General features: G+C 33.9%; 1 protein-coding gene. It reads left to right on the top strand.

Annotated elements, in window-relative coordinates; genetic code table 11:
- Window positions 1–242: hypothetical protein (locus SB724_RS21570; RefSeq protein ID WP_410573089.1), on the top strand; the 242-nt coding region annotated here is incomplete at both ends.

The following is a 242-nucleotide window of genomic DNA, read 5'->3' as shown; positions in this document are numbered from 1 at the left end:
CAACTGCTGCTCCTATAAATTGTGCCAATGTAAGTATTTTACTTTCAACAGATGGTGGTCTTACTTATCCAGTTACTCTTTTAGATTCTACTCCAAATGATGGGTCGGAGTTTATTACCATTCCTAATGTAAATACAGCACAAGCTAGAATTATGGTTGCAGGAGTCGGGAATGTATTTTTTAATATTAACCCAGTTAACTTTGTTATTAACAAGGAAATTCTAGGGGTTAATGAAATAACA

Origin of the sequence: Bacillus sp. SIMBA_031, from assembly GCF_046535225.1 — a bacterium.
Taxonomy (GTDB): domain Bacteria; phylum Bacillota; class Bacilli; order Bacillales; family Bacillaceae; genus Bacillus; species Bacillus velezensis.
This window is presented reverse-complemented; position numbering and strand designations above follow the sequence as displayed.